The 19,151-nt window shown below is 61.1% G+C and carries 19 protein-coding genes; 8 read left to right on the forward strand and 11 right to left on the reverse strand.

Features of this window, described 5'->3' with window-relative positions; all coding sequences use genetic code 11:
• Positions 1 to 257 precede the first annotated feature (257 nt).
• Positions 258 to 683 (forward strand): potassium channel family protein, encoded by a 426-nt coding sequence (locus tag FQ664_RS14010; RefSeq protein WP_144172630.1) that lies wholly within the window; start codon positions 258 to 260, stop codon positions 681 to 683.
• A 68-nt stretch (positions 684 to 751) separates the two neighbouring features.
• Here the strand turns inward: FQ664_RS14010 and FQ664_RS14015 are convergent, their stop codons facing one another.
• The 4 genes from FQ664_RS14015 to FQ664_RS14030 are packed head-to-tail and all read right to left on the reverse strand — an operon-like array spanning position 752 to position 3,116.
• Complete coding sequence (locus FQ664_RS14015) at positions 752 to 1,219, reverse strand: DoxX family protein (protein WP_144172631.1); 468 nt, start codon at positions 1,217 to 1,219, stop codon at positions 752 to 754.
• Positions 1,220 to 1,229: 10 nt separating this feature from the next.
• A complete protein-coding gene (locus tag FQ664_RS14020) occupies positions 1,230 to 1,985 on the reverse strand; it encodes an HvfC/BufC N-terminal domain-containing protein (protein ID WP_144172632.1) in 756 nt (251 codons plus the stop codon).
• Positions 1,982 to 2,815, reverse strand: coding sequence for an MNIO family bufferin maturase (bufB, locus tag FQ664_RS14025; RefSeq protein WP_144172634.1), 834 nt, complete (start codon positions 2,813 to 2,815; stop codon positions 1,982 to 1,984). Before bufB ends, FQ664_RS14020 begins: the two co-directional genes overlap by 4 nt.
• A gap of 16 nt (positions 2,816 to 2,831) precedes the next feature.
• Positions 2,832 to 3,116 (reverse strand): BufA1 family periplasmic bufferin-type metallophore, encoded by a 285-nt coding sequence (locus FQ664_RS14030; RefSeq protein WP_144172635.1) that lies wholly within the window; start codon positions 3,114 to 3,116, stop codon positions 2,832 to 2,834.
• 183 nt (positions 3,117 to 3,299) lie between these two features.
• Here FQ664_RS14030 and FQ664_RS14035 point away from each other — a divergent pair, with 183 nt between their 5' ends.
• The 5 genes from FQ664_RS14035 to dctM all read left to right on the forward strand — a co-directional run bounded on the left by FQ664_RS14035 (position 3,300) and on the right by dctM (position 7,616).
• Positions 3,300 to 3,887, forward strand: a complete 588-nt coding sequence (locus FQ664_RS14035) for a sigma-70 family RNA polymerase sigma factor (RefSeq protein WP_144172638.1) — start codon at positions 3,300 to 3,302, stop codon at positions 3,885 to 3,887.
• Positions 3,874 to 4,515: a DUF1109 domain-containing protein gene (locus FQ664_RS14040; RefSeq protein WP_144172640.1), complete on the forward strand. Its 642-nt coding sequence runs from the start codon at positions 3,874 to 3,876 to the stop codon at positions 4,513 to 4,515. Before FQ664_RS14035 ends, FQ664_RS14040 begins: the two co-directional genes overlap by 14 nt.
• Positions 4,516 to 4,656: 141 nt before the next feature.
• Positions 4,657 to 5,652 carry a C4-dicarboxylate TRAP substrate-binding protein DctP gene (gene dctP, locus FQ664_RS14045; RefSeq protein WP_144172642.1) on the forward strand — a complete coding sequence of 332 codons (996 nt, stop codon included), beginning with the start codon at positions 4,657 to 4,659 and terminating at the stop codon, positions 5,650 to 5,652.
• A gap of 54 nt (positions 5,653 to 5,706) precedes the next feature.
• A complete protein-coding gene (locus tag FQ664_RS14050; protein ID WP_144172643.1) occupies positions 5,707 to 6,339 on the forward strand; it encodes a TRAP transporter small permease in 633 nt (210 codons plus the stop codon).
• Entirely contained in the window at positions 6,336 to 7,616 is a 1,281-nt protein-coding gene (gene dctM / locus FQ664_RS14055) for a C4-dicarboxylate TRAP transporter large permease protein DctM (protein ID WP_144172644.1), read from the forward strand. Before FQ664_RS14050 ends, dctM begins: the two co-directional genes overlap by 4 nt.
• A gap of 94 nt (positions 7,617 to 7,710) precedes the next feature.
• Here the strand turns inward: dctM and nhaA are convergent, their stop codons facing one another.
• On the reverse strand, positions 7,711 to 9,072 hold the full coding sequence (gene nhaA / locus FQ664_RS14060) for a Na+/H+ antiporter NhaA (RefSeq protein ID WP_144172645.1): 1,362 nt from the start codon (positions 9,070 to 9,072) through the stop codon (positions 7,711 to 7,713).
• 314 nt (positions 9,073 to 9,386) lie between these two features.
• Here nhaA and FQ664_RS14065 point away from each other — a divergent pair, with 314 nt between their 5' ends.
• Positions 9,387 to 11,360: a BCCT family transporter gene (locus FQ664_RS14065; protein ID WP_144172646.1), complete on the forward strand. Its 1,974-nt coding sequence runs from the start codon at positions 9,387 to 9,389 to the stop codon at positions 11,358 to 11,360.
• 27 nt (positions 11,361 to 11,387) lie between these two features.
• Here the strand turns inward: FQ664_RS14065 and FQ664_RS14070 are convergent, their stop codons facing one another.
• The 6 genes from FQ664_RS14070 to FQ664_RS14100 form a co-directional block, all read right to left on the reverse strand.
• The gene (locus FQ664_RS14070; protein WP_144172647.1) at positions 11,388 to 11,804 is read right to left on the reverse strand and encodes a DUF1850 domain-containing protein; all 417 of its coding nucleotides are present in this window, start codon (positions 11,802 to 11,804) and stop codon (positions 11,388 to 11,390) included.
• A complete protein-coding gene (locus FQ664_RS14075) occupies positions 11,801 to 13,828 on the reverse strand; it encodes a TRAP transporter permease (RefSeq protein WP_144172648.1) in 2,028 nt (675 codons plus the stop codon). Before FQ664_RS14075 ends, FQ664_RS14070 begins: the two co-directional genes overlap by 4 nt.
• Before the next feature lie 27 nt (positions 13,829 to 13,855).
• Positions 13,856 to 14,806 carry a TAXI family TRAP transporter solute-binding subunit gene (locus FQ664_RS14080; protein ID WP_144172649.1) on the reverse strand — a complete coding sequence of 317 codons (951 nt, stop codon included), beginning with the start codon at positions 14,804 to 14,806 and terminating at the stop codon, positions 13,856 to 13,858.
• A 326-nt stretch (positions 14,807 to 15,132) separates the two neighbouring features.
• On the reverse strand, positions 15,133 to 15,492 hold the full coding sequence (locus FQ664_RS14090; protein WP_144172652.1) for a cupin domain-containing protein: 360 nt from the start codon (positions 15,490 to 15,492) through the stop codon (positions 15,133 to 15,135).
• Positions 15,489 to 16,082, reverse strand: a complete 594-nt coding sequence (locus FQ664_RS14095) for a GNAT family N-acetyltransferase (RefSeq protein WP_256675957.1) — start codon at positions 16,080 to 16,082, stop codon at positions 15,489 to 15,491. The genes FQ664_RS14090 and FQ664_RS14095 overlap by 4 nt, the downstream gene beginning before the upstream one ends.
• 254 nt (positions 16,083 to 16,336) lie before the next feature.
• Complete coding sequence (locus tag FQ664_RS14100) at positions 16,337 to 17,155, reverse strand: DNA-binding transcriptional regulator (RefSeq protein WP_144172654.1); 819 nt, start codon at positions 17,153 to 17,155, stop codon at positions 16,337 to 16,339.
• 328 nt (positions 17,156 to 17,483) lie between these two features.
• Between FQ664_RS14100 and FQ664_RS14105 the strand changes: the two genes are divergently transcribed.
• The gene (locus FQ664_RS14105) at positions 17,484 to 19,151 is read left to right on the forward strand and encodes a bifunctional 3-(3-hydroxy-phenyl)propionate/3-hydroxycinnamic acid hydroxylase (protein ID WP_144172655.1); all 1,668 of its coding nucleotides are present in this window, start codon (positions 17,484 to 17,486) and stop codon (positions 19,149 to 19,151) included.

Consider the following 19,151-nt stretch of genomic DNA (forward strand, 5'->3'; position numbering starts at 1 on the left):
AATTAAAGGGTTTATTGCTGTATTCAACGACTGCGCAGCGCGCAGCCGTACGGGAGCGGCACAGAGGCTTGCCGGCAGGCGTGCATCAAAAAAGCGCGTCCTGCACCCAGCTGCAGCTTTTGCCCCGAATTGGAGCGAGCCGAGGCAGCACCTCCCGGGTGGTCAGGCAGTTGCCAGTGCGCAGCGCAAAAAGGAAAGCGCGCTGGCGAACAGCGGCGATACTGCTGAGTGTCCCTTTGAATTGGTACGGTAACCCTATGCTCGTCGTCACCTTGATCAACTCGCTGATCGTGATTCTGGTGGTCATCATTCACTACGAATGCCTGCTGCGTCTGAATGATTGGCTGCCCAGGCTGAAGGTGTCGAGCCGATCCCGGATCGTGGTGGGGGTGTTCGGCGCGTTGCTGGCCCACACGCTGGAAGTGTGGGTGTTTGCCTTGGCGTACTACCTGATGGCCCAAGCAGACGGCTGGGGCTCGTTCAGTGGCAATTTCGATGGCTCGTTCATGGATTGTGTGTATTTCTCGTTCACCACCTACACCACGATCGGGTTCGGCGATATCTCTCCTGGCGGCAACCTCAAGTACCTCACCGGCTTGCAGGCACTGACGGGTTTGGTACTGATCACCTGGACCGCATCATTCCTGTTTCTGGAAATGCAGAAGTACTGGAAAGCCAAATAGCGTGGCCCCGCACCAGGCGATCACTGGCCGGGGCCTTGAACGATGCAGCGCGCCAGCAGCAGCGGGGTTCAGCGTAGCCCCAGTGCCCGGTCGAGCGACCACGCACCAGCCCCTCGCCCGATCAACAACAGTAGCAGCCCGGCCCAGGACAGGTGGGTTGGCCAGGCATCGGGGTAGACGAACACTTCAATCACGCAGGTCATGCCCAGCAGGGCCAGTGCCGACAGCCTGGTGAACAGCCCGAACACCAGCAGCAGCGGGAACAGGTGTTCCGCATAGGTGGCCAGATGAGCTGCGAGCCAAGGCGAGACCAACGGCAGCGCGTATTCGCTCTGGAACAGGTCGTAGGTACTGGGTGTGATCGTCAGGAGCCCTTCGACCTTGGTGCGCCCAGACAGAAAGAAGATCGACGCGATGCCAAAACGGGCCACCAGGCACAGCAGCGTGTCGCTCAAGCAGTGTTGGCTGCAGTTGGCCAGGTGGTTCCAGCGCTGGCGCAAGCCACCAGCGGCGGGGCGGGAGTGGCTGATGTCCATGGCATTTCCCTCAGACGGATGAAAGTGGACGAAAGACCTTGGCTGCCAGCAGCCGGCCCAGCAGGTCGGTGAAGTTGAGCTCGGGCTGGGCCTGCAAGGCGACCCGTGAGGCCTCGTTCAGGGGCAAACCCTGGGCGCAGGCGTCGAGAAAGACGCAGCCACCGAGCTCCAGGCGTTGCTGGGCAACGCCTTCGGCATCGCCGCGCAACAGCACGCCCTCGGCGACCCAGGGCTGGTCCTGGGGCCAGGCCACCCCCTCGCGGCTATGGCGCCAGATGCTGTAGGCCGGATGTTGGCTGAACCAGCACCAACGCACGCTACTGCGAGGGGGCAGGTGATGCTTGGCCAGCTCCGTGGCCGTCATGCCCGCGAGTTCGGCAAGCGCCAGGCACGGCTCGCTGGGCGCACTGAACGCTGCGCACCAGGCAAAATCCAGGCGTGCGACATCGGCCAGGTAAGCCAGGCCGTGGTGAGGCTGCAGTGACGCGAGAAAGTCAGCGAAGCCTGCGCCATAGAGAATGAGCCGTGGGTCGTCAGGCGCCGTGCACTGTGCGTAGGCCGCAGCGACCTCCTGCATCCAGGCTGGCCCGACCAGGGCCTCGACACTGGGAAAGTTGGCGCGCAGGGCGTCGACACAGCCCGCCATTACGGTGTTGCGGTACACCGCGAATGCCTCTTGCCCGGTCAGCTCGGTCAGTTGCGGGGCAGGGCGTTGATACAGCGCCTCGATGAAGGCTGCCTGAAATTGCCCCAGGGATTGCTTCATGGCCTGACGCCTGCCTGTTCGAGTAGTACCTGGGCGTTATCCCGTTCGGCCAGTAGCGCACTGAACGTCGGGACGTTGCCGTCACGTTCGACCAAGGTCGGGCGCGGGCCGATACGGGTGATCAACTGCTGGTAGAGGGCCCATACCGGGGCCGCGATCGGGGTGTCATGGGAGTCGATCAGCAGCTCGCCCTGGACGTCGACGCTGTAGCCGGCGAGGTGGATCTCGCTGATCGCCTGGTGGGGGAACTGCTCGAGGTACACGGCCGCGCTGTAGCCCAGGTTTCGGGCACTGACGTAGACGTTGTTGACGTCCAGCAGCAGGCGGCAATCGGTGCGGCGTGCCAGTTCGCCCAGGAAGCCGATTTCATCCCAGTCATGCCCTTGAAGGTGCAGGTAATGGCTGGGGTTCTCCAGTGCGATGCAACGCCCCAGTGCATCCTGGGTGCGCTGAATATTGTCGCTGATGCGGACAAGCGCCTCGTTGCTGCGGGGGAAGGGCAGCAGGTCAGGGTAGTACAGCCCGCGCCAGCTCGACCAGGCCAGGTGCTCGGACACCAGCGCTGGTTGCAGCCGGTCGACCAGTGCCCGCAGGCGTTGCAGGTGTGTGGGGTCGGGGGCGGCGTCCGCGGCCAGTGACAGCGCAACGCCGTGCAGTGATAGCGGGTGGCGTTCGGCGATACGCTCCAGCCATGCCAAGCGTGGGCCACCGAGCATGTAGTTTTCCGGGTGCACTTCAAACCACAGCCCGGTGGCCTGACAGGGCCAGGCCTCGGCGTAGTGATCGGCCTTCAGGCCCAGCCCGGCGCCCAGTGTGGTGATCCCGTGCATGATCGATGGCCTCCGCTCAGGACTTGATGGGCGTTAGCGAGCCCATGCCATGGGGGGTCTTGATGGATGTGCAGGTACCTGCTGGCACATTCTTCCAGTGCATGCCGTCATAGTCCTTCTTGGCGCTGCCAGCGCAGGTCGTGCCGGCACCGGCCTTGCAGTCGTTCTTGCCGGCCATGGCGACGCCGTAACATTTTTCCATGGCGGTGCTTGCGGCGGCGTTGGTCATGTCATCGGCCAGTGCGGCACCCGCCAGCGAAGCCAGGGCGAGGGCGGCAGTGGTGAGGGCGATGGTTCTCATGATGGTGTCTCCAGGAAGTATGGCCACGGTGATGTACCGGCGGCTCCTGGAGTAGTTCGCAAGGGGGCGAAATCGGGTTACAACCACTGGAAAATTTTTCCGGCAGCGTGCCGGTCGCCTACCGTATTGAAAGCAGTACGTGTTGTTTGAAAACTTTCACGTCAGCTGTAACCCAGGTGGCCAATGCGGCGAACTACTTCTCAGCAGGCGCTCAGGATGCGCGAAGCCCAGTTGCAGGCCTTGTTCCTGCAAGGCCTTGCGGGCGATAGCGGCGCCTACCGGGCATTTCTGACGGCGCTGGCGGTGCACGTGCGTGGTTTCCTGGGCCGGCGCCTGGCGCGGCGCCCAGCCGAAATCGAGGACCTGCTGCAAGAGGTGCTGCTGGCGGTACACAACGCCCGCCACACCTATCAGGAGCAGCAGCCGCTGACGGCCTGGGTGCAGGCGATCGCCCGCTACAAACTGGCGGACTATCACCGCCGCTATGCTCGCCACGACGCGCTGCACGAGGTGTTGGGCGATGACAGCGATCTGTTCGTGGCGGGCGAGGAGGACGCAGTACAAGCCACGCGGGACCTGGGCAAACTGTTGCAGCAACTGCCGGCGCGCCAGCGCTTGCCCATCATTCATGTCAAGCTGGAGAGGTTGTCGGTGGAAGAGACCGCGCGCTTGACCGGGCTGTCCAGCTCTGCGGTGAAGGTTGGCATTCACCGGGGCCTGAAGGCATTGGCCAAGCTGATTGGAGGTATGGGTGACCATGAAGACCGATGACTGGATTGCTCTGCTGGCCGCCGGAGAAGCGCCGGTGCACCGCCATGCATCGCTGCGTCGCCTGTTATGGGCCACCTTGGCTGGTGCGGTGGGCGCGGTGTTGATGACCGCGACCCTGTTCGGCATGCGTGCAGATCTCGTGCTGGTGGCGCACACACCGCTGTTCTGGGCCAAGCTCGCGCTGCCCGCCAGCTTGGCCGTGCTGGCATTGGGCTTGACTCAGCGCCTGGCCAGGCCGGGGGTCAAGGGCGGCGTGTGGTGGGGGCTGCCGGGCGGGCCATTGCTGCTGGTCTGGCTGGGGGCGGCAGCAAGCTTGCTGAGTGTCGCGCCGGAGGCCCGCCCCGAGCTGATCCTGGGGCGCACCTGGCGCACCTGTCCGCTGAACATCAGCCTGCTCTCGATTCCCACCTTTATCGCCGTGTGCTGGGCCATACGCGGCCTGGCGCCGACCCGACTGCGTCAAGCCGGCGCTGCTGGCGGCATGCTCGCGGGGGCAACGGCAACCTTGGCTTACTGCCTGCACTGCCCGGAGATGGCGGTGCCGTTCTGGGGGCTTTGGTACGTGCTGGGTATGGCGGTGCCAACTGCGCTGGGGGCCGCGCTGGGGCCACGCTTGTTGCGCTGGTGAGGGCGGGGCGGCGCACTTGATGCCGGTGGCCAGGTGGGGGCGCCACCTGGGGCTTGTGGTCCATTGCAATAACACTATGGCAAATGCCGCCTAGACTCTGAAGGTCACGTGGCCACAACAACAATAAAGAGGATTCAGCGGATGTTCACTCCTACGTTCAAAGCTTTATTCTGCGCGCTTGCCTTGAGCGCCACAGGCCTGGCCCAGGCGGCAGAGCCGATTACCATCAAGTTTTCCCATGTTGTCGCCGAACACACGCCCAAGGGCCAGGGCGCACTGTTGTTCAAGAAGCTGGTGGAAGAGCGCTTGCCCGGCAAAGTCAAGGTCGAGGTCTACCCCAACTCGTCGTTGTTCGGTGACGGCAAGGAAATGGAGGCCTTGCTGCTTGGCGACGTACAGATAATCGCGCCGTCGCTGGCCAAGTTCGAGCAATACACCAAACAGGTCCAGTTGTTCGACCTGCCGTTCCTGTTCGACGACATCCATGCCGTCGACCGCTTCCAGATGAGCCCGGCCGGCCAAGGTCTGCTCAAGTCCATGGAAAGCAAGGGCATCACCGGCCTGGCCTATTGGCACAACGGCATGAAGCAATTGTCGGCCAACAAGCCACTTCGCGAGCCGAAGGATGCCCGTGGCCTGAAGTTCCGCGTGCAGGCCTCGGCCGTGCTCGAGGAGCAATTCAAGGTCCTGCGCGCCAACCCGCGAAAGATGAGCTTCGCCGAGGTCTACCAAGGCCTGCAGACCGGTGTAGTGAATGGCGCGGAGAACCCGTACTCGAACATCTACAGCCAGAAGATGCATGAGGTGCAGAAGTACATCACCGAGTCCAACCACGGCGTGCTGGACTACATGCTGATCACCAATACCAAGTTCTGGAACGGCCTGCCAGCGGACGTGAAACCTGAACTGGAGAAGATCATCGGCGAGGTCACCACCGAGGTGAACAAACAAGCCGAGGCGCTCAACCAGGGCGACAAGCAGCGCATCATCGACGCCAAGACCACCGAGATCATCACCCTCACCCCGCAACAGCGCGAAGCGTGGCGTGATGCGATGAAGCCTGTGTGGAAGAAGTTCGAAGGTGAGATCGGTGCTGACCTGATCAAGGCCGCCGAAGCCGCCAACACGCCTCAGTAAGCAAGCAGCCGGCCCTGCGCAAGCGGCGCCGGCTTTCGCACCGGAGACCGCGCCATGCACGCCCTCAGACGTATCTGGGAACATTTCGAGGAAGGTTTCATTGTCTTTCTCCTGGCCGCCATGACCCTGGTGACCTTCGTCTACGTGATCCTCAACAACCTCTACACCCTGTTCTACACCGTGGCTGAGCGTTGGCCGGGGGTGGCCGACCTGTTCAACGCCGCTGGCGATCATGTGATGGACGCCGCCCAGGCGATGACCTGGAGCAATGCGCTGACCAAGGCGTTGTTCGCCTGGTTGATATTTTTCGGCCTGGCCTATGGCGTGCGCACTGCTGGCCATATTGGTGTCGATGCGCTGGTGAAGCTGGCCAGCAAGCCGATGCAACGCCTGATCGGTGTAGTAGCCTGCGCGAGTTGCATGGTTTATGCCGGGCTGCTGAGCGTCGCCAGCTTCGAGTGGATCCAGACCTTGCTGACCGCCAGCATCGGCGCCGAAGACCTGGGCCATATCGGCATCATGCAGTGGCACATCGGCCTGATCGTGCCGCTGGGCTTCACCCTGGTATTCATCCGCTTCGCCGAAATCATGGTGCGCATCCTCAGGGGCCGTCAGGTGGGCCTGGGCCTTGCGGATGAGGCCGCCGAGGCCATGAAGCTGACCGAGCACGAGGAAGACAAACCATGACCGTCCTGTTCTTGTTCGCGGCCTTGTTCGGGCTGATGTTCATCGGCGTGCCAATCGCCATTTCCCTGGGGTTGGCGGGCTCACTGGCGATCATGCTGTTCAGCCAGGACTCCGTGCGCTCGCTGGCGATCAAGCTGTTCGAAACCTCCGAGCACTACACGTTGCTGGCCATTCCGTTCTTCCTTTTGGCCGGAGCGTTCATGACCACCGGCGGTGTAGCCCGGCGTCTGATCGACTTCGCCAACGCCTGCATCGGCCATGTGCGCGGTGGCCTGGCCATCGCCGCAGTGCTGGCCTGCGTGCTGTTCGCCGCGCTTTCCGGCTCCAGCCCGGCGACGGTGGCCGCCGTCGGTTCGATCGCCATCGCCGGTATGGTGCGCTCGGGTTATCCAACCGGCTTTGGCGCAGGCATCATCTGCAACGCAGGCACTCTGGGCATCCTGATTCCACCGTCGATCGTCATGGTGGTGTATGCCGCTGCCACCGAGACCTCGGTCGGCAAGTTGTTCATGGCAGGGGTGGTGCCTGGATTGATGCTTGGGCTGATCCTGATGATCGTCATCTACATAGTGGCGGTGAAACGCAACCTGCCGGCGTTGCCCCGTGCCACGTTCAGCGAGTGGCTGAGTGCGGCGCGCAAGGCAATCTGGGGGCTGCTGCTGATCCTGATCATTCTCGGTGGTATCTACACCGGTATGTTCACGCCGACCGAGGCGGCTGCGGTCGCGGCAGTGTATTCGGCCTTCATCGCGCTGTTCGTGTACCGCGACATGTCCTTGCGCGAAGCACCGAAGGTGCTGCTCGAGTCCGCCCGGCTGAGCATCATGCTGATGTTCATCATCGCCAACGCCATGCTTTTCGCCCATGTGTTGACCACCGAGCAACTACCGCAGCAAATTACCGCCTGGGTCATCGAGGCCGGACTTACACCGGTGACCTTCCTGCTAATGGTGAACGTGGTGCTGCTGGTGGCCGGTGCCTTCATGGAACCGTCGGCGATCATCCTGATCCTGGCGCCGATCCTGTTCCCGATCGCCACCCAACTGGGCATCGATCCGGTTCACCTTGGCATCATCATGGTGGTCAACCTGGAAATCGGCCTGATCACCCCCCCGGTTGGACTGAACCTGTTCGTCACCTCGGCAGTGACTGGCATGCCGCTGGTGGAGACCGTGCGTGCGGCGTTGCCCTGGTTGCTGATCCTGCTGATGTTCCTGATCGTGGTGACTTATGTGCCCTGGATCTCGCTGGTGTTGCCTGAGTTGTTGGGCATGTGAACTCAGATCAGGATAGAGTCGACAGCCATACCCGACACTGTGTCGGGTATGGCGATCCGCTTGCCCGATTGCAGTGGATCGCCAGTGAAGACGGCTAGGAGGTCGAACTCGCTTTGGTCACTGCAGATGCTCTGCGTATGCAGTACGCACCCCAGGCCAGGCCTAGCACTGCCGCAAGCACCGACGCGCAAAGCACGCCAAGTTTGGCCGCCGCAAGTGCCCCCGGATCGACGAAGGCGAGATTGGCAATGAAGATCGACATGGTGAAACCGATGCCGGCCAGCAGTCCGATCAAGAAAATGCTGCGCCAGTTCACCTCGGCGGGAAGCGTGCACCAGCCCAAGCGTACCATCAGCCAGCTGACGCTGACGATGCCCAAGGGTTTGCCAGCTACCAGAGCGACAGCGACGGCGATCATGACCCACTGGGGGGCCTCAGCCGACAGATCGACACCCGAAAGATTTACACCAGCATTGGCCAAGGCAAACACCGGCATGATGCCGAAGGCTACCCAGGGGTGCAGGTTACCTTGCATGCGCACCACCGGCGGCACCAGTTCGCGCTGGGCCAGGCGCAGCCGTTTCAAAGGATCCATGAGGTCGCTGGCATCCCGCTCTGGCGCCCTGGCTCGTCCCAGCAGTTCTCCGGTAAAGCGGGCAATCGCATCCAGCGGGCGCTCGCGCATCGGCATTGCAGTTACAGGCGTCATCAGGCCCAACACAACCCCGGCGAGGGTCGGGTGGGCTCCGGTCAACAAGATGCCCAGCCAAGTGATTGCGCCAGGAATGATATAGGCGTAGGCAGAACCGACACCGATCTTCTGAAGCCCGATCACCATCAGCAGGCCGATCACCGCAACGCCGAAACCGGAGTAATCAAGGCCGCCTGAATAGAAGAACGCGATGATCAGCACTGCGATGATGTCGTCGATGATCGCCAGGGCCAGCAGAAACACGCGGACGTTGGACGGGATCGACTTGCCGAGTAGCGCCAGTACCCCTACCGCAAAAGCGATATCCGTAGCCGTCGGTACGGCCCAACCTTGTTGTTCCGCCGACGCGTGAGCAAAACTCAGGTAGAGGAGTGCGGGTACGGCTACACCGCCGACGGCAGCTGCCATGGGTAGCATGGCTTGGCGCAAGCTGGACAGTGCGCCCTCATGGATTTCGCGACGGATCTCCATGCCCACGACCAGGAAGAAGATGGTCATCAAGCCATCATTGATCCAGAAATGCAGGGACTGCGAATAGACCAGCGAGCCCACGCCGATCGTCAATGGGGTATGCCAAAGGGCATCGTAGCTGTCGGCGGCTGGTGAATTCGCCCAGATCAGTGCAGCCACAGCGGCAACCAGTAGAACAATGCCGCTGACCGCTTCAATGTGCACAAAGCGTTCAAGGTTGGCGAAGGCACGCTCGGCCAGTTGCTGGGCGCGAGGCAATTCCTTGTTTTGCATAGGCGCAAGTACTCCCGCATGGCGGCCCGACCTGCGCTGTTGTTTAACCTGCCTCACCGCACCGTGCAGCTGGCACCCATCCGCTAGTCTACCGAACAACCACCCTCAGATGAACCAAAAGTACCAAGCCTGGTGGTTCTCACCTCGTGCAGCAGGACGTTGGTTTGAGATTTTTTCCCGGGAACGTTACGGTTTGTCGCTCTTCACGAGCATATGGAGCTTGGTAATCGGGTATTTCTGCAGCTGCTAGCCTTGGGAAATGTCGTCTTGCCCAAGCACGCTGTGCTCATCGCCTTACAAGGAGACCTGCCGCAATGACTGCAGCCCCAAAACCCAGGAGCACCCTCAACCCGCCCGTTTTTTTCAGCAGCGCAATACTTATCTTTCTTCTGGTCTTGTATGCCACGGCATTTCAAGAGCACGCCCAGGCGCTGTTCGAGCAAGTCCAGCAATGGATTATCACCAATGCCAGCTGGTTCTACATTCTTACTGTAGCGCTGGTGTTGATCTGTGTGGTGTTTCTGGCCGTCAGCCGCTACGGCGACATCAAGCTAGGCCCTGACCATAGTGAGCCGGATTACCGAAAGAGCAGTTGGTTCGCGATGCTGTTCTCGGCTGGGATGGGGATCGGCCTCATGTTCTTCGGCGTGGCCGAACCGGTAATGCACTTCACCACGCCGCCCGTGGGCGATCCCGGCACCGTCGCCGCGGCGCGCGAAGCCATGAAAATCACCTTTTTCCACTGGGGCCTGCATGCCTGGGCAATCTATGCCATCGTCGCGCTTATCCTGGCCTACTTCAGCTACCGCCACGGCCTGCCGTTAACCCTGCGTTCGGCGCTATATCCGCTGATTGGTGAGCGAATCCATGGTCCTGTCGGGCATGCCGTGGATGTTTTCGCCATTCTCGGCACGGTGTTTGGTGTGGCGACCTCGCTGGGTTATGGGGTGTTGCAGATCAACAGCGGTTTTCACCATGTATTCGGTTTGCCGATGAATACCACCGTGCAGGTCATCCTCATCGCCGCCACCTGCGCCTTGGCGACACTTTCGGTGGCCAGCGGTCTGGATAAAGGTATTCGCATCCTGTCCGAGCTTAACTTGAGCCTGGCGGTGATCCTGATGCTGTTCGTGCTGTTGCTTGGGCCCACGGTATTCTTGCTGCAGACCTACGTCCAGAATACCGGCGCCTACCTTTCGGACATCGTCAACAAAACCTTCAATCTCTACGCTTACGAGCCCACTGACTGGATCGGTGGCTGGACGTTGCTGTACTGGGGCTGGTGGTTGTCTTGGTCGCCTTTCGTGGGGCTCTTCATCGCGCGTATTTCCCGGGGACGGACCATCCGTGAATTTGTCTGCGGCGTACTGTTCGTCCCTACGGGTTTCACGCTGCTATGGATGACGGTATTTGGCGACTCGGCGATCCATATGATCCTCAACGATGGTGTAAAGGATCTGGCAGCGTTGGTCAGTGAAGACAGTTCCCTCGCCTTGTTTGCCTTCCTGGAGCATTTTCCGTTCTCCAGTGTCATTTCGCTGGTTGCGGTGCTCATGGTGGTGGTGTTCTTTGTGACCTCGGCGGACTCTGGGGCGTTGGTCGTGGATATGCTGGCATCCTCCGGGCAAGGCCATTCCCCGTTGTGGCAACGTATCTTCTGGTCAATCAGCATAGGTGCGGTCGCGATCGCGTTGTTGCTGGCCAACGGTCTCAAGGCGCTGCAGACCGCAACCATTGCCAGCGCTTTGCCGTTCGCCGTCATCTTGCTGATTGCGATTTGGGGCTTGTTCAAGGCCCTCAGCCTGGATGCGACTCGCCGCGGGTTACGTAATCAAGCGTTGCCTGGCCCCCGGCATACCCGTCACCCTCACGGCGGCTGGCAGCGTCGACTGCGCAATATCGCTTTGATGCCGCGTCGGGTCCATGTGACGCGCTTCATTGCCGAGGTGGTCAAGCCAGCCTGCGAAGAGGTAGCTCTGGAGCTACGCAAGCAAGGCTACGATGTGGCCGTGAACGAGCGCGATGATGGACGGGTAGCACTCGAGCTCTCGCATGCCGGCGAAGGACGTTTTCTCTACCAGGTGCGGCCCCGGGCCTTCAATACTCCAAGCTTCGTCATGCGTGATACCGAAGACGGTGCCGATGCCCGCAAGTATTTCCGAGCGGAAGTGCATCTGCGAGAGGGTGGCCAGGACTACGACATCATGGGATGGAGCCGCGACGATGTGATTGGCGACATCCTGGACCAGTACGAGCGCCACCTGCATTACCTGCACGTGGTGAGTTGAAATCGACTCGGTCATGCCCTGGCGGCGTCAGGGCAGGGCGGTCTGTCTACTGTCCAGGGGCGGATTTTCACAGGACCAGAAGTCTACAGCAGCAAGACGTTCGCTCGGCGGTCCCAGCCAATAGGACAGCGGCTGGCACCGGCCTGTCGAGCATATCAAGTAATCACCGGCCTCGGGTGTGCGCCCGGCATGCAAGGGCTGTAGCGGAGGGAGATGGCGATGGTAGTGCCAGGCCCCATCGCGCAGTCGAGCGCCGTCCGGAATCTCCATCCCGGCCCCGCTGCCTTTGACCCGGGCCTCTACCAGTACCAGGCCGACCGGGGTCACTCGATAGTCCTCTTCCCAGCGGACCTTTTCGATACTGTGGTGCCAGGCCAGGGTAAAGTCGTGCAATGGCAGGCTGGCCCAGACGACTCCCGCCAGCCCAAGGCAAAGGCTGGTCATGCGGGCTGTCCAGAGGCTGGCCGACTTCGCCAATAGTGCCAGCACAGCACTGCCGTACCCAAAGCAAAACCGGCCTCATCGCTGATGGGCACGGCAAGTATCAGCGACACGCCAGCGGCGAACGCCAACAAGCGCTCCCACCAGGGCATGGGGGCACGCAAATGCCCAATCGACGCACATCCCCACAGGGCTACTGCGAACACGGCCTTGATCAGCATGTACAGCGTGGCGCCTATGCTTTCGCCTTGCATCATCAATGCCGGGTCATACACCGCCATGAACGGTACCACGAAGCCGGCCAAGGCAATGCGCACTGCCCAGAAGCTGATCAACAGACCCTTTTCCTTGGCAATCGGGGCAGCGGCAAAGCACGCCAAGGCCACTGGCGGCGTCAAGTCGGCAAGGATGCCGAAATAGAACACGAACATGTGCGAGACGATCAGCGGGACCCCGAGCTCCAGCAGGGCCGGGGCGGCAATGGAGCTGGTGATGATGTAGTTGGGGATGGTCGGAATGCCCATCCCCAGCACCAGGCAGGTGAGCATGGTCAATACCAGCGAGAGGAACAGGTTGTCCCGCCCGAGGTCAAGGATGTATCCGGCAAACGTGGTGGCCAGGCCGGTCAGCGAGATGATGCCGATAATGACGCCGACCAGTGCACAAGCAATACCCACCGGCACCGCATGGCGGGCACCCTCCGCGAGGGCCATGACGCATGCGCGCAGGGTGGCGCGGCCGCCCTGGACGAAGCAGCACACAGTGGCCAAACCGGCTATGACCAGCAGGATCACACCGATCCCCATGCGGAAGAAACCCGAACAAAGTATCCCCAGCGCAACCCAGAAGGCTGCGCGCAGCCAGGTTTGGGGCGCGCGCAGGATGATGGCCGAGCCAAGGATGACGATGGCGGTCAGGGCCAGGCCGACCATTCCCGAGTACAAAGGCGTTCGCCCAGAGAACAACAGCGCGACCAGGACCATCAGCGGTACGAGCAGAAACCAACGTTGTCGCAACGCGTCCCAGGCACTGGGGCATTGCTCGCGAGGCAAACCATGCAGACGGCTGCGTTGAGCCTCCAGGTGAACCATCCAGTAGACCGAGCCGAAGTACAGCAACGCCGGGATGAGCGCGGCCTTCGCTACCTCGGCGTAGGGCACGTTGATCGTCTCGGCCATGATGAAAGCCACCGCGCCCATCACTGGCGGCATCAACTGGCTGCCCATGCTGGAGGTCGCCTCGACGCCACCGGCAAATGCGGGTTTGTAGCCGAAGCGCTTCATCAGCGGAATGGTGAACTGCCCGGTGGTGACTACGTTGGCCACCCCGGAGCCGGTAATGGTACCCATCAGTGCCGAGGAGAACACAGCGACCTTGGCTGGCCCGCCGCTGCGATGGCCGAACAGCCCCATGGCGAAATCGGTGAACAGACGAATCATGCCTGCTTGTTCAAGAAAGGCACCGAACAGGATGAACAGGTAAATATAGGTGGCTGAGACATAGGTCGGCGTGCCATACAGCCCCTCGGTGCCGAATGCCAACTGATTGACGATCTGGTCAAGACCGTAGCCTCGATGCGCAAGTTCGCCGGGCAAGTATTGGCCAAGCAAGCCGTAGGCCAGAAACAGCGCGCAAATGAAGGGTAATGCTATGCCCATTACCCGTCGCGCTGCTTCGAAGACCAGGCCAATCAGCAGCAGGCCCACGGCCAGGTCACTGGTGGTCAGCTCACCGGAGCGTTGAATCAGATCCCCTTCGAAGTACCACTGGTAGGCGGCTGTCGCCATTCCCGCAAGGCCCAGCAGCCAGGCAAGCGGTTGCCACGGCCGCTGGTGGCCAACGGCCGCATAGCTCAGGTACACCACCAGCAACAGGAACCCCACGTGTACCGCACGCAGTACTTGGGTGGAAATCAGCGGGAAGGCTGCCGTGGCGATCTGGAAAACCGAAAAGGCCAGCGCCACGGCAAAAAGGGTCGTAGGCCAGCGATCGGTGTTAGCGTGAAGACCTTGTGGGGTATCAATCATGCGCTGCTCCATTGCTTGAGAATGTCATCAGGGGAGCAGGTGTTTCTCCTTGAAGTACCTTTCTGCCCCTGGATGCAGCGGAATGGGCAGGTTCCTGGCGGCATTATCCGCCTGGATATCTTTCGCAGCTGCGTGGGCAGTGACCAGGCGTGGAAGGTTTTCGAAGATCAGCTTGGTCATCTGATAGGCCAGGGCATCACTGATATCGGCACGAGTGACCAGGATATTGGTGATGGCTGCAGTTGATACGTCCGTATCCTGGCCGTCATAGGTATTGGCAGGAATGGTGGCTGGCTGGTAGGCGTTGTTGCCGATTTTGCTGACGACATCGGCCGGGATAGGGACGAACACGACTGGCAACGTCGCGGCCAGGTCACGGATAGCCGCTTGACCGAGCCCCGAGGATTGGAGCGTGGCGTCGAGTTGACGGTTCTTGATCAGCTCGACCGACTCCGCATAGGGCAGGTATTCGACTTTGCCCATGTCCTGGTAGCCAAGCCCCGCGGCCTTGAAGATTGCTCGGGCATTCAGTTCCGTGCCGGACTTGGGCGCTCCGACCGAGACGCGCTTACCTTTGAGGTCCGCCAGGGATTTGATCCCCGACTCCTTGCTGGCGACGATCTGGATGTAGTTGGGATAGGTACCGGCGATGGCGCGGAGTTTCTTCAAGGGGGTTTTGAAACCTGCCTCTGCATCTCCCTTCCAGGCATCGGCCACTGAGTCCCCAAGCGCGAATGCCAGCTCCCCTCGACCGGCTTGCAGCAGATTGAGGTTCTCTACCGAGGCTTTTGTGGCTTGCACCGAGGTCTTGCTACCCTCGATACCATGGCTGTAGACCTGTGAAATGCCTACCCCTACAGGGTAATAGACACCGCTGGTACCGCCGGTGAGGATGTTGATGAAGGTCGGTGCGGCCTGAGCAGCAGCACAGACAGCAAACAAGGTGCTGGCCAATGCCAGGCGAAGGGCTCGGTTCATGGCGTCGTTCTCCGCTTGTTGTTGTTCTTCCTGCGACAGTAAACCTAGAACGAATATGTAGCCCTGCCCAATTTTGTGGCTGATTTTGTTGTGTCGGGAGTGGCCATGCCTGTGCGCCAAAGCAGGTTGACCGCTGAAACTGAACGAAAAAGCCGGCATTTTAAAAAAATGCCGGCTTTCTGCTTTTCAGGGATAGCCCGCAGGGTCACTAGCGTCCCCGATACGAATGAAGGACAAGTCATCAGATCGGCAGCACCCGTGGGGCTGGCCATTCTCGTTCAGCCCCTCCGTCATTGCGCTACGCTCGATGAAACGCAACCCCGTGCCTAGTTCGCGGGCAAGAGGATCACGAAGTTCTTTTTCATGTCTTCCAGCACGGTCCATTTACCCTTGGCGCCCGGTTCGATAATGAACGTGTCGCCAGCGGCCAGTGTGACCGGGGCGCAACCCTCAAGCTCGATGACGCAGGACCCACTCAGGACATGGCAGAACTCCCAAACTTTGTAGTCGATGCGCCACGCTCCGGTGCTGGCTTCCCATTCTCCGGAAATGCGACCTTGCTGTTCATCGTGATAGTACTTGGACGTCAGCGTGTGAGGGGTGCCTTCCACGACTTCTTCAAAAAAGGGAAGGTCGCGCACCGGTTGGATATCCAGTTCGCGGAACACGGTCAGTTTCTTGTTCATGGTTGTTTCTCGAGCACGTTGTGGATAGGGCGATACATCAAATAGGCTTCACCGGTTACGCCCAGCATCGGGTGCGGAACGATCTGGCAGGTTTTAACAATTTGAAAACCGTGGCGTTCGTAGAAGCGGCGGGCACCGTGGTTTTCTGCATAATCGATCAGGCATAGCCCATCCAGGCCAGAGTCCTCCGCGCGCTGCTGGGCGTGGCGAAGAAACTGGACGCCCAGCCCCTGGCTGCGCCAGGCCTCATCCAGGGCCAGGCTGGATATGTACAAGGTATCGGGTATTTCCATGTCGGAATAAGGCGCGAGGATCGGGTCGGTCTCGACAGGCCTGTCAGGGGTCGCGCGCAAGGCATAGCTATGCATCATGCCGATGACGCGCCCTTCGAAAGTGGCCATCAGGCAGTTCTTGTAGGAAAAGTCGCCCTGTTCCCTGGCATAGCGAGACGCACCGACACTCAGCAATGCTTCTCCAGGTGCGGCGAGCTTGCTCCATATGTAATCGGCCATGCCCTCCGATGTCAGTTGAAAGAAGCGCGCAATATCGCGCGCGTCCGAGGCTTGAGCGGGTCTGAAGTCGATAGGCATGTATAGTGCTTCCATGGGATCGGGTGGTTAGTTTTCAAGGATTACGCCTGTGACAGCGTGGCAGGGTAGGCGGTTTGAACGGTTCCCATCATGCTCTGGGCGAACACCGTCAGCACGGCGTGCGACGCTGCGCCCATGCCCAAATCGGTGCCAACCAGAGCCAGAGGGTGTACCTTCAACCGGTCGGTCAAGAACGTCGGCCACCCTGGCAGCGGCTACCTCATATTTCTCAGACATTCTTCGCTCGGCGAGCGTTACGGTTGAGCTGTTGAGACGCGACTTTGCATGCCGAGATCTCGCTGTACATTTAGCGCAAATTCCTGCAATGCTGGTAGGTAACGACCAACAGCCTGTTCAATACTCATTGCCTTGGCAATATAAATAAGGCTTACGCAGCCGAGTAATCGCTGTGTTTCGTCATATAGTGGTACTGCAATGGACGCGATATTGGCTTCGCGATTCCAGCCCATATAGTTTTCGCCATAACCCCGATGTGCAACTTTGCGCAGTATGTTATCGAGTGCGACGCGGTCGCGAGCCAGGCGGCATTCGGGGTCGTCGCGGGTGGCTAGCAGCGCCAGGATCTGCTCGCGTTCCGCCTCGCCGCAGAATGCCAGGTAGGTGAGCCCCGTGGCGGTCTGCAGCACTGGCAGGCGGCGACCGACCATTGAGCGGTGGAACGACAGGCGGCTGAAGCGGTGCGTAGTCTCGCGCACCACCATTTCGTCCACTTCCAGCGTGCTTATATCCGTCGGCCAGACCACGCGCTGAAGCAGGCCCCCGAGCAACGGCGCGGCGATGGCGGAAATCCACTGTTCGTCGCGGAAACCCTCGCTAAGCTCACGCACCTTGAGGACCAAGCGAAAACTGTCGTCAGATTCGCTACGGCGCACGTAGCCTTCGTCCTGCAAGGTCTCAAGCAGGCGCCGAACGGTTGTGCGGTGTAATCCGGTGATTTCGGCAAGGCGTGTCGGGCTGGCGCCCCCGTCCAAGCGGTTCAGGGCGTTGAGCAGGGCCAGGCCACGGCTCAGCCCGCGCACCGTCTTGTAATCGGAATCTCGGTTTTTGTTCACAGAAAATCCTTATAAAACAATGAAGTGCACTTAGTGCACAGCAAGGCGGTTTTTCATTGTAGTGCAAACCACCGCGTTCCTATACTCGCTGCAACAACTACAAACGCCCTGACAGGGGAACACACCATGCGCCATGCCTGCCTGCTCTCGCTACCCATACCTGTATCCAATGCCTGCGCCTTCGCCTTTCGAAGCGTAGCGACATTCCGCTAGACCCCGTACCAGTCAAAACGCCCGTTCATCCCCCTTGCGCCTGCATGCGCGAGGACGGTCGCGGCTTGCCTGGAAACTTTCCGGGGCGCCGTGGGCAGTGTCGAGGATTACAACAATGAACAAGCCGCATTCAGATAACATCCAGGCCGACTACACCGCAGACGTCGTGATCATCGGCGCAGGTCCCGTCGGGCTAGCCATCGCCAACTATCTCGGGCAGGCCGAGTTGCAGGTGCTGCAGATCGAGAAACTCGACCAGCTGATCGACTACCCCCGCGCCATCGGTATCGATGACGAGTCGCTGCGTACCGTGCAGGCTATCGGCCTGGTCGAGCAGGTCCTGCCGCACACCACGCCCTGGCACGCCATGCGCTTCTTAACCCCTAAGGGCCGCTGCTTCGCTGATATCCAGCCGACCACCGATGAGTTTGGCTGGTCGCGGCGCAACGCCTTCATCCAGCCGCAGGTCGATGCCGTACTGCATCGGGGCTTGGAACGCTTCGCCAATGTGCGCACCCTGTTTTCACGCGATGTGGTGGAGTTCCAGCAGGACGAGCAGGGCGTCAGCCTGCGCATGAATGGCCCCGAAGGCCGCCAGGAAACCGTGCGCGGCCGCTACCTAGTGGCGTGTGACGGTGGCAACAGCCTGATCCGCCGTGCCCTGGACATCTCCTTCGAAGGTAAGACCGCGCCCAACCAGTGGATCGTCATCGACATCGCCAACGACCCGCTCGGCACGCCCAACGTATACCTGTGCTGTGATCCGGTGCGGCCGTACGTCTCGGCGGCACTGCCCCACGGTGTGCGGCGTTTCGAGTTCATGGTGATGCCAGGGGAGACTGAAGAAGAACTGGGCAAGCCCGAGAACATGCGCAAGCTGCTGGCCAAGGTGCTGCCAGATCCGGATCGCGTCGAGCTGATCCGCAAGCGCGTCTACACCCACAACGCCCGCCTGGCCGGCCGCTTCCGGGTTAAGCGAGTGCTACTGGCCGGCGACGCCGCGCACATCATGCCGGTGTGGCAAGGCCAGGGCTACAACAGCGGCATGCGTGACGCCAGCAACCTGGGCTGGAAGCTGGCCCTGGTGGTCAAGGGCCTGGCCGGCGAAGCGCTGCTCGACACCTACGAGCAGGAGCGCCGTGACCACGCCAAGGCGATGATCGACCTGTCGGTGCTCGCCGGCCATGTACTGGCGCCGCCCAAGCGCTGGCAGGGCGCACTGCGCGACGGTATTTCGTGGGCGCTGAACTACCTGCCGGCAGTCAAGCGCTACTTCCTGGAAATGCGCTTCAAGCCCATGCCGCAGTACACCAAGGGTGCGCTGGTGGCGCAGGAAAACAGCAAGGCCTCACCGGTCGGACGCATGTTCATCCAGCCCAAGGTGCTCACCGAATCGGGCGAAACCCGCCTGCTCGACGACGTCATCGGCAGCAAATTCGCCTTCATCGCCTGGGGCAACGATCCGCTCTGGGGCTTGAGTGCCGCCCAGGAGCAAGCCTGGCGTGCGTTGGGGGCCTGCTTCATCCAGGTGGTGCCGGACGTGCAACTCAAGGCCGGTCGCGAAGTGCCAGACGGGGTGATTCGCGTGGGCGACTGCACGGGCCGCCTTAAGCAATGGTTCGGTCGCTACCCGGTATCCATCGCGCTGTTGCGCCCGGACCGGTTCGTCGGCGTGGTGGCCATCCCGCAAACCATCGGTCAGGCCAGCGATACCCTGCTGCGCGCCTTGGCTGCCCAGCCGCAGTCAGGCGCGCAGGCGCCCCTGGCATCGAAGGTGGCGTAA

It is taken from the genome of Pseudomonas persica, from assembly GCF_900291015.1.
Lineage (GTDB): Bacteria > Pseudomonadota > Gammaproteobacteria > Pseudomonadales > Pseudomonadaceae > Aquipseudomonas.